General features: G+C 63.6%; 10 protein-coding genes. All 10 read right to left on the bottom strand.

Going from position 1 to position 10,213, the window contains the following annotated elements:
* Window positions 1-106: 106 nt before the first annotated feature.
* The 10 genes from ACODSO_RS20415 to pgeF all read right to left on the bottom strand — a co-directional run bounded on the left by ACODSO_RS20415 (window position 107) and on the right by pgeF (window position 10,208).
* The gene (locus ACODSO_RS20415; protein ID WP_489038542.1) at window positions 107-619 is read right to left on the bottom strand and encodes a WKL family lipoprotein; all 513 of its coding nucleotides are present in this window, start codon (window positions 617-619) and stop codon (window positions 107-109) included.
* A gap of 162 nt (window positions 620-781) precedes the next feature.
* A complete protein-coding gene (locus ACODSO_RS20410; RefSeq protein WP_489038547.1) occupies window positions 782-2,077 on the bottom strand; it encodes a DNA polymerase IV in 1,296 nt (431 codons plus the stop codon).
* A 73-nt stretch (window positions 2,078-2,150) separates the two neighbouring features.
* Complete coding sequence (locus tag ACODSO_RS20405; RefSeq protein WP_489038541.1) at window positions 2,151-2,798, bottom strand: peptide deformylase; 648 nt, start codon at window positions 2,796-2,798, stop codon at window positions 2,151-2,153.
* Window positions 2,795-5,956 (bottom strand): isoleucine--tRNA ligase, encoded by a 3,162-nt coding sequence (gene ileS / locus ACODSO_RS20400; protein ID WP_489038540.1) that lies wholly within the window; start codon window positions 5,954-5,956, stop codon window positions 2,795-2,797. Before ileS ends, ACODSO_RS20405 begins: the two co-directional genes overlap by 4 nt.
* 307 nt (window positions 5,957-6,263) lie before the next feature.
* Window positions 6,264-6,434, bottom strand: coding sequence for a hypothetical protein (locus ACODSO_RS20395; RefSeq protein ID WP_489038539.1), 171 nt, complete (start codon window positions 6,432-6,434; stop codon window positions 6,264-6,266).
* Between the two features lie 84 nt (window positions 6,435-6,518).
* The gene (gene wag31, locus ACODSO_RS20390) at window positions 6,519-7,370 is read right to left on the bottom strand and encodes a DivIVA-like cell division protein Wag31 (protein ID WP_489038538.1); all 852 of its coding nucleotides are present in this window, start codon (window positions 7,368-7,370) and stop codon (window positions 6,519-6,521) included.
* 161 nt (window positions 7,371-7,531) lie between these two features.
* Window positions 7,532-7,819, bottom strand: a complete 288-nt coding sequence (locus ACODSO_RS20385) for a YggT family protein (RefSeq protein ID WP_068381366.1) — start codon at window positions 7,817-7,819, stop codon at window positions 7,532-7,534.
* Window positions 7,820-7,920: 101 nt separating this feature from the next.
* Window positions 7,921-8,625: a cell division protein SepF gene (locus tag ACODSO_RS20380; RefSeq protein WP_068381369.1), complete on the bottom strand. Its 705-nt coding sequence runs from the start codon at window positions 8,623-8,625 to the stop codon at window positions 7,921-7,923.
* A 69-nt stretch (window positions 8,626-8,694) separates the two neighbouring features.
* Window positions 8,695-9,459 carry a YggS family pyridoxal phosphate-dependent enzyme gene (locus ACODSO_RS20375; RefSeq protein WP_489038537.1) on the bottom strand — a complete coding sequence of 255 codons (765 nt, stop codon included), beginning with the start codon at window positions 9,457-9,459 and terminating at the stop codon, window positions 8,695-8,697.
* Window positions 9,460-9,467: 8 nt separating this feature from the next.
* Window positions 9,468-10,208, bottom strand: a complete 741-nt coding sequence (pgeF, locus tag ACODSO_RS20370) for a peptidoglycan editing factor PgeF (protein WP_489038536.1) — start codon at window positions 10,206-10,208, stop codon at window positions 9,468-9,470.
* Between the last annotated feature and the right edge of the window lie 5 nt (window positions 10,209-10,213).

The raw sequence follows: 10,213 nt of genomic DNA, 5'->3' as shown, positions 1-10,213 counted from the left end.
CCCCCCCCCCCCCCCCCCCCCCCCCCCCCCCCCCCCCCCCCCCACTGGGGGCTGCACACGATCTCGTGTGCAGCAGCGAATCAGTTCGACTACCGCAAGCTGGCGACTACGCGCAGGCGGGCGACGTCAGCTGCGCGAGCTGAACGAATCCACACGCGTTGGCCTTGGACAGCTTCCAGACACCGTTCTCGGCGACGAAGACGAAGCTACCCGGATTGGCCTGACCGTTGATGGTCAATGTGGCGCCTGCGTTGAGGGTGCCGTCGCCGAGGTCGTCGACGCTGGTGATCTCGATTGTTGCACCGTTCTGGACGGCTGCGGCCGCGACCTGGTTGATGAGCTCCGGATCGGCCTCGGCGCCCTGGATCAGCTGCGCCTTCTCCTCGACCGGAACAGCCGGATCCAAACCGCGCGCCAGTTCGGCATTGAGCTCTTCGGGAGTGGGCACGGGCGGGTAGTCGCCTGCCGGCTCGGGGGCGGTGGACGCCGAGGAGGCGGCGGATGCCGACGTGGTCGTCGGCGTCTCTTCGTCTCCTCCGGAGCTGCACGCCGTCATCGTCAGCGCGGCAGCGATCGCGACGCCGGCAACTACGGCCTTTCGGGTGTTACGAAGCTTCAAGTGCTCTGTCCCTTCGGTCTTACTTCTCGCGGTCTTTACTTCTCGGTCACTTGCTGTTGCTGTTCTGAGCAACGTCGGCCTGAGTTCGTCCCGGCTGCTCCACTATGCCATCCGTCTACTTGGGCCGAAAGGAGCAAGGCTACTCACCGGTAGGAATCACTGTCATTCCAAGCTGTCGAGAGCATCCGCCACAACGAGCATGGCGTCGTCCTCTGCGAACGTTCGTGCTCGCCCCGGGCCGGTGGACCGGGTCTCGAAGCGAACTGTCACCACGGAATGTCCCGCCCCCTGAATCCATCCGTGCCCGTATTCAGGATGCCTTACATCCACGCCGGGATGCCACTTCGGCCCGTACTCGCGCGCTGTCGGCACCGGTTCGATCGCCGTCCCGGCGGCCGCGAGCAGGTCGTCCGAGTGGTAATCGAGCTCGGGAAACAACGAACCCTGTTGGACCGCGGACAGACCGGTGAACGAGACACCGACCAAGCGGATCGGCCCCAGTTCCACCGGATCGAGCACCTGCCGTTGTGCAGTGGCCACGAGGGTCTGCTTGTCCGCGGTCGCGTAGGGCAGCGTCACCGAACGTGTGACGATGCTCATGTCCGATTTACGAAGCTTGAGCACCACGGTGCGCGCACCGCGGCCGTCCTCGAGCAGACGCCGATGGGCCGCATCCGCACTTGCTTCCACTGCCGCTCGCAACTGCGCGAGAGTCACCAAGTCGTGCGCGAACGTCGTCTCCGCGCTGACTTGCTTGGCTTCTGCTCGTTCTGCCACGACGCGGTCGTCTATTCCCCGCGCCAGCTTGTGCAGACTGGGTCCGATCGTCGCGCCGAGGATGGACGCGACCTCGGATTCATCGGTCGCGACGAACTTCCCGATGGTGTCGATGCCGAGCCGACGAAGCCTTTCATCGGCGACAGGTCCGATCCCCCACAGCTTGCGGACCGGCAAGGCGGCCATCAACGCCGTCTGCTCGGCAGGCGTGACCACCTTGACTCCATCCGGCTTGGCCAGTCCGGAAGCGATCTTGGCGATCTGTTTTCCCGAGCCGGCTCCGAGCGAGGCAACGAGTCCGGTCTCGGCGAGGACCAGACCGCGCAGCATCTCGCAGAACTCGACCACCTCGGCGGCGGTCGCGCCCGCGAGTTCGGCGGGTTCACCGAATGCCTCGTCCATCGACAACTGTTCCAGCACCGGCATTCTCGCGCGCAATCCGTCGAACACGCGTTTGCTCAACGCCTGGTAGAGCGCACCACGAGGTGGCAGAACCACTGCTGAAGCACCCACGAGTCGACGCGCTTGATGCATCGGCATCGCCGATCGAGCTCCGAACGTGCGCGCCTCGTAGCTGCATCCGGCCACCACCCCGCGGCCTCCCGCACCGCCGACAAGCACTGGCCTGCCCCGCAACGTGGGCCTGGTGAGCTGCTCGACCGAGGCGAAGAACGCATCCATGTCGAGATGCAGCACCCAGCGCCGACTGCGAGAGTCGATCACGACCGAAAGATACCCGTACGCACTTTTCGCATCACATGCCTTCGAGCTCGAAGTCCAGAGCGGCAGCCGCACGACGCGGGGACGGCTCGGTCCAGCGCTCGGCATAGACGTCATTCGCTGCCAACGACCGAGTGATCGCCTTGTCGATGTACACGACGCCGTCGAGATGGTCGGTCTCGTGGGCGATGATCCTGGCGGGCCAGCCGTGGAACACCTCGTCCGTTTCGCTACCGTCGACGCCGGAGCACCGCAGCCGCACGGATTCAGCACGCGCTACCACCGCCTGATAGCCCGGCACACTCAGACAACCCTCGTAGAAAGCCACGCGCTTCTCGCCGACCGCTTGGTAGCTCGGATTCACCACCGCCCGAAACGGCAACGCTGATCGCCGACGGGTGCGGACGAGCTCCTCGCCGATGTCGTACATGTCCTCGATCACCGCGACACGCAACGGAATACCGATCTGCGGTGCAGCGAGACCGACACCCGGGGCGTCGTGCATGGTCGCGCGCATCACCTCGATCAACGCATCGAGGGTACGACGCTCGAGTTGGCCGGTCAGCGGCGCCGCGGGTGCCCGGAGAACCGGCTCACCGACAGTCACGATGGGTACGACGCCGTCGCGAGCTACCGACAGAAGCTCGCGAACGGCGTCCTCCACAGATGCCGGGGTGGTCATCGCGCGCGGCGGATCAAGGCACGCACGCCCTCCCCGAGCTCGACGGCGTCGGCGCCTGGGTCTCCGTCGACCAAGGACAGCGCCAGAACCTCTCCTGCGATCAGATCGCGGTGAGTATCGAGCCACTCCTGCCGTTCGTCCGGGACTCGGACGACGATGTCGATGCGATCCGACACGTTCAACCCCAGGTTGCGACGCGCTTCCTGGAACTCACGGATCCGGTCCTTCGCCCACCCCTCCGCCTCCAGCTCGGCAGTGACCTTGGAATCGAGGACCACCAGACCAGAGTTTCCAGGCAGGGCAGCCGTCGAATCAGGTTCGGCTGCAACCAATTTGCGGGTGAACTCGGCAGGCAGCAATTCGATACCGGCAGCGCTGACGACACCGGATTCGTCCTCGCTCCACTCCCCTGCCTTGACGGCCTTGATGACCTTCTGGACATCCTTACCGATGCGGGGGCCGGCTGCTCGCGCATTCACGACCAGCTCGAACTTGCCGTGCACTGCCACGTCGTCGGTCAGATCGACCTTCTTCACGTTGACCTCGTCGGCGATGATGTCGGCGTACGGGCGCAGCCGCTCGGCTCCCTCGGCTGCGACGGTGACCTCCGGCAGCGGCAACCGCACTCGCAAGTTCTGTGCTTTCCGCAGACCCAACACCGTCGAACACACACTACGCACTTCGTCCATCGCGCTGACCAACTCGGGATCCGACGGCAGATCCGAACGCGCTGGCCAATCCGTCAGGTGAACCGAGCGTCCACCGGTCAGACCGCGCCAGACGACCTCGCTGATGAGCGGAAGCAACGGCGCGGCGATCCGGGTCAACACCTCGAGCACCGTGTGCAGCGTGTCGATCGCGTCGGTGTCTTCGCTCCAGAAACGTGAACGTGACCGTCGGACATACCAGTTCGTCAGTGCGTCGCAGAAGGTTCTCAGCTCGTCGCACGTACCGGCGATGTCGTTGCCTTCGAGCGCATCGGTGATCGCATCCCGAGTCGCAGACAGCTTCGCCAGTACGTACCGGTCCAACACGTTCGGCGAATCGGTGCGCCATCGACCGGGCTTGCCTGCGTACAACTGCAGGAAGCTCCACGCGTTCCAGATCGGAAGCAGCGCCTGACGTACTCCCTCGCGGATGCCTTGTTCGGTGACGATCAGGTTGCCCCCGCGCAGGATCGGCGAGGACATGAGGAACCAGCGCATGGCATCGCTGCCGTCACGATCGAAGACTTCCTTGACGTCGGGATAGTTGCCCTTGGACTTGCTCATCTTCAGACCGTCGTCGCCGAGAACGATGCCGTGCGCAGCAACGGTCTTGAATGCCGGTCGGTCGAACAGAGCAGTCGCCAGCACGTGCAACGTATAGAACCAGCCGCGGGTCTGTCCGTTGTACTCGACGATGAAATCACCCGGATTGTGCCCAGCTGTCGTAGCTGTCCCGTTGAACCATTCTTCGTTCTCGAACGGAAAATGCACCTGTGCGTACGGCATCGACCCGGATTCGAACCAGCAGTCGAGTACCTCGGGCACCCGACGCATCATCGACCTGCCGGTCGGGTCGTCCGGGTTCGGACGCGTCAGATCATCGATGTACGGACGATGAAGATCGTCCGGTCGCACACCGAAGTCGCGTTCGAGCTCGTCGAGGCTGCCATAGACGTCGAGCCTCGGGTACTCCGGATCGTCCGACGTCCACACCGGGATCGGGCTGCCCCAGTAACGATTGCGGCTGATGTTCCAATCTCGCGCACCCTCGAGCCACTTACCGAACTGCCCGTCCTTGATGTGCTCCGGGACCCAGGTGATCTCCTGGTTGAGCTCCACCATCCGGTCACGGAACTTCGTCACCGCGACGAACCACGACGGAACTGCCATGTAGATCAATGGCTGACCGCTCCGCCAGCTGTGCGGGTAGGAGTGCTCGATCGTCTCGTGGCGCAGCAGACGCCCCGATGCCTTGAGGTCCTTGATGATGACCGGATTCGCGTCGAACACCATCAAGCCCTCGTACGGCGGAACGAGGGAGGTGAACTTTCCACCCGGATCGAGCGGTTGCACCACCTCGATGCCGTTCGCTGTCGCGACATCCATGTCCTCTTCACCGAAAGCCGGTGCAAGGTGCACGATTCCGGTTCCCGAGTCGGTGGTGACGTAGTCGGCCTGCAGTACCCGGTGCGCGTTCTCGTGACCGAGGAAGAAGTCGAACGGCGGCGCATAGGTGAGGCCGACGAGATCGGCCCCGGTGTGCTCGGACAGCAGTTCCGGTTCTTCGCCGAGTTCGCGCGAATAGTGCGCCAGACGTGCGGAGGCCAGTACGTACCGTTCACCGTCGGCGCCACGCACCTGCACGTAGTGAACCTCTGGGTTGACTGCGATCGCCAGATTCGACGGCAACGTCCACGGGGTCGTGGTCCAGATCAGCGCGTTCGCACCGTCCAGGGGTGAGCCGGGTGCCGCCAGCGGCATCGTGACGGTGACGGCAGGATCCTGACGCATCTTGTACGCGTCGTCGAGGCGCGTTTCCTGGTTGGACAGCGGGGTCTGCTCGTACCAGGAGTACGGCAGAACTCGATATCCCTGGTAGATGAGCCCCTTGTCGTACAAGGTCTTGAACGCCCACATGACCGACTCCATGAAGTCGAGGTCCAGCGTCTTGTAGTCGTTGTCGAAGTCGACCCACCGCGCCTGCCGGGTGACGTAGTCTCGCCACTCGCCGGTGTACTGCAGGACCGATTGCTTGCAGTACGCGTTGAACTTGGCCAGACCCATCTCGTCGATCTCGGACTTGTCCTTGATCCCGAGTTGCTTTTCGGCTTCCAGCTCAGCAGGCAGTCCGTGGCAGTCCCAGCCGAAGCGACGCTCGACCTTCTTGCCGCGCATGGTCTGGAACCGCGGGACGAGGTCCTTGACGTACCCGGTCAGCAAGTGACCGTAGTGCGGGAGACCGTTCGCAAAGGGTGGTCCGTCGTAGAAGACGAATTCCTCGGCGCCTTCGCGGTTCTCCACGCTGGCGCGGAAGGTTCCGTCGGCTTCCCACACGTCGAGAACCTTCTTCTCGAGTTCAGGGAAGGAGACGCTACCCGCCCCAGTTCCCGCGATGTCGACGAGTGGATACGCGTCGCGGGGGGCGGATGTGTTCGTGGAATCGGTACTCATGTGCGGCGCTCCTACCGTGCCGACCGCCTCGATGTGGATGAGACGGTGCTGGACAGACTCGGCACGGGGACGACAACCGGCATGTGGGACGCCGGCACCGCGGTACCACCCCGCTTGCGCCGACTCCTCTTTCGAGAAGCCGACGCCGCTCACACAGCTGTGACGGGCTTACCCGTTCGGTTCTACTGAGTGTCGGCGCGTCCGGTCGGACACGCGTGCACCGTTCTTCCGAAGGCTCCCCGGTGATATCCGGATCGGCACCTGTACTCGTATTCTCAGCCCATACTAACGAACGCGTCGACCTGCACTACTGCTCGGGCGGTGTCTTCCGCCCCATCAGAGCACCTGCCAGTAGCAGTACGGCCCCGACAACGCACACTGCGATGCATCCCCACGCCCACAGAACCGACCCGGTCATCAATGCGATGACCAGTAATGCGAACCCAACTGCTGCCGCACCCAACGTCAGGACAAGCACGCCACTCCTCGTTCCGGATACGCCTCGCGGCGATCGTCAGACCCAGGGTGCGCCGTCACGCGTTGCGCGCGGGGCAGATGAGTGTCAGTTGTTTCCCTTGGCATACGACTGGCTGTATCCGGAGGATTGGTCGTTCTGACCGAACTTGTCGGAACCATTGTCGACCGGCAGAGCGGACGACCGATTCTCGAGTTCTTCGAGCTGGGATTCCAGGTACGACTTGAGCCGCACGCGGTACTCGCGCTCGAACGTCTTGAGCTGCTCGATACGGCCCTCGAGCACCGAACGCTGCTCGTTGATGGTCGCCATGATCTCGGTGTGCTTGCGCTCGGCATCTGCCTGGAGTGCGTCGGCCTTCTCCTTGGCCTGACGCAGCTGGGTCTCGGATCGCGTCTGCGCGTCCGACAACAGCGACTCGGACTTCTGGCGGGCGTCGGACACCATTGCCTCGGACCGCGTACGTGCATCCGTCACCAAACGCTCGGCGTTGGTGCGGGCGTTTCCGAGTAGCTGCTCCGACTCGGTCTTCGCGTCGTTGGTGAGCCGGTCCGCCATTTCCTGGGCGAGACCGAGAATCTTCGCCGCCTGCATGTTGGAGTCGCCACTCTGCGATGGCGCTGCAGCGGCGACCGGGGCGGGCGCGACGACCGGCGCAGGCTTCGGTGGCTCGACAGGGCGCTGAGGCTCTGGAGCCTTCTGCTGTATCGGAGCTGCCTGCTGCGAGCCACCCTGGCGGGCGGAGCTCTTGGCATCGGCAAGTTCCTGGTCGAGCTCCCCGACCCGCTGACGCAGGTCGGCGTTCTCCTCGATCAGTCGCGACAGCTCTTGCTCGACGAGATCGAGGAATGCATCCACCTCGTCTTCGTTGTAGCCGCGCTTACCGATAGGCGGCTTGCTGAACGCGACATTGTGCACATCAGCTGGAGTCAGCGGCATGGAAGGATCCCTTCACGCATCTTAGGGCGGTAGAGCAAGCATTCAGTTATATCCCATTCCGCACGAGCCGGAACAATCAAACTGTAACTGGCGTCCATTCTGTCACATCGGTCGCGCTGGTCGCGCACGTCCGACGAGGTCTTTCGGCAAAGTCGCTATGTTCACGATCCCAAACCCCGCACCACCGTCATCAGGATGAATACCCCGAACAGCAGAACCATGATCGACAGATCGAGTCGAACCCCGCCGAGATTCACCGGCGGTATCAGCCGTCTCAGCAGCTTGACTGGCGGATCGGTCACCGTGAATATCGCTTCGAGCAATATCACTACAATTCCCGACGGTCGCCAATCTCGCGCGAACGTTCTGATGAATTCGACGATGATGCGGCCGATGAGCAGGAGCCAGAAAATGAACAGTATGAAGTAGATCACCGCGAACAAGGCCACAGGTCATACTCTGCCCGAAAAGATCGGCTCGATCAAAGCGACCAGGTCAGAGGCCTGCTCAGTTCGATCGAGCCGATGTGGGTCGACGCTTCGATCAATCGTCATTGCTGACTGTAGAAACCGGTCTCGGCGATCCGACGACGCTCCTGGGGAGACACATCGATATCGGCCGGAGAGAGAAGGAACACCTTCGTCGCAACCTTGTCGAACGATCCACGGAGTGCGAACGCCAATCCGGCGGCGAAATCGACGAGCCGCTTGGCATCGGCGTTGCTCATCTCGACCAGATCCATGATGACGGGTGTTCCGTCACGGAACCGCTCGCCGATGGTACGAGCTTCGCTGTAGTCACGCGGCCGCAGCGTCGTGATCTTCGACAACGGACCACCATCGTCGACCACAGGGCTCCTCCGAGTTTCCGCGCGTGCCAGTGAGTCGCTCCGCAGGCTCCGCTCCGGCCCATCCATTCGAGTATCGACGGCCAGGTTGCCCCGGGTCGACCCGCCACGGCTTGCCATCGACGGTGTGCGCGAGGCACGGCCGCCGATCGGCGCAAGCGTCGGTGCCGACCGCGGCGCCTCGTACTCGTCGTAGTCGTCGTCCATCTCGTCGAGTTCCGAGCGGGCAGGCCTACGGGACGAGAACGACGGCTTGGCGAACTCGCGATCACTGCGATCGTCGATGTCGCCGTACGGGTCACGCCCGCGTGAAGACCTGTGCGAGTCTGGCTCGTCGAGGTAATCGTCTTCGTAGTCCGCGAGCGGAACCATGCCGAAGTACGCCTTGAACTTGTGCAGGGTGCTCATCGATCTACCTTCCGTCAAAAGCTGGGTCGTTCCGTGTTCTGCGCTGCCGCTGTCCAGGTTCGCAATGTGTCAGTTGTGACTGATGTGATCCGTGGACTGTACTGGCGAGGTTATCGGCCGCGAACCGAGTATTGCGGTACCGACACGCACACACGTCGATCCATGTCGCACCGCGGCCTCCAGATCACCCGTCATGCCCGCCGAGAGCTCCGTCGCATCGGGATGTTGCCGCAGCAGACCCTGATGAATGTCCGCGAGATCGGCGAATGCGGCATCCGGGTCCACCCCGAGCGGTGGTACCGACATCAACCCTGCGAGCCTCAATCCATCCGAGTCGGCGACCCGCTCCGCCAGCGCCTCGAGATCCTCACGCTCGACTCCGCCTCGATGTACGTCTCCGTCGAGACTGACCTGGATGAGCACCTCGAGTTCGCTGGACCGCTCACCCACCTCGAATGCGTGCCCGACAGCCTTCTGGAGGGCCGAGACCAGACGCTCACTGTCCACCGAATGAATCGACGATGCCCAGCGTGCGACCGACTTCGCCTTGTTTCGCTGAAGATGGCCGATCATGTGCCACCGAACCGGCTCGGTTCCGAACGTCGCGCCGAGTTCGTCGACCTTTCTGGACGCCTCTTGTTCTCTCGATTCGCCGAAATCACGGCACCCGAGCTCGAACAGAATCTCGACATCTCCGGCCGGGAAGAACTTGGTGACCGGCAGCAACGCTACGTCGTCGGGATCGCGTCCGGCCGCGGCACACGCAGCGCTCAGGCGCTCACGGACCGATGCGAGCGCCGTTGCGATCTGCGCGGCTCTGTCAGGGGATGTCATGGCACTAGTCAAGCAGGCTCGGTGTCCATCCAGATCACGCTGGCCAACCTGCCGGTCGGCGCACCGCGTCGATGGCTGAACAGAGTCCGATCCTCGATGGTGCAACGCGGATCCGTCGCCACAGCCGACACACCGGCGTCGACCAGCTGCCTCCTGATTCCGGCACGAATGTCGAGACCCGGCGTCTTCCGGACCGTTGTGCTCGCACTGCCGGGCAGATGCCGTTCCACATCCGCCTGCATGTGCGCGGGAACCTCGTACTGTCGCCCGCTCGCAGCAGGCCCGAGGAATGCCCCGATCCGGCTCAGCACTGCACCCTGGGCCACCATCGCATCGAGCACACGCGGCACGATCCCGATGCGGGCACCGACACGGCCCGCATGCACGGCCGCTATGACACCGGCTTCGGAGTCGGACAGCAGAACGGGTACACAGTCGGCGGACAGAACTACGAGCGCCAGATCGCGCACCGTCGTCACCACCGCGTCGGTGACGGCAATCGGCTCGCGCACCGGGCCGTCGACGACGGTCACCGTGCGGCCGTGGACTTGCTCCATCCATACCAACCGGTCGACTCCGACACCGATCTCTCGACCGAGCCGTTCGCGATTCGCCGCGACCGCCGCCGGGTCGTCTCCGACATGATCACCGAGATTGAAAGTGTCGAACGGAGGCGCCGAGACGCCACCCGCCCTCGTCGTGGTAACTCGGCGAACCCTGAAGTTCGACGTTGTGTCGATCGAACGCATCAGTA

The sequence above is a fragment of the Rhodococcus sp. FG69 genome (assembly GCF_057808915.1).
The sequence above is the reverse complement of the archived record's forward strand: the minus strand, read 5'-3'. Positions and strand labels throughout refer to the sequence as shown.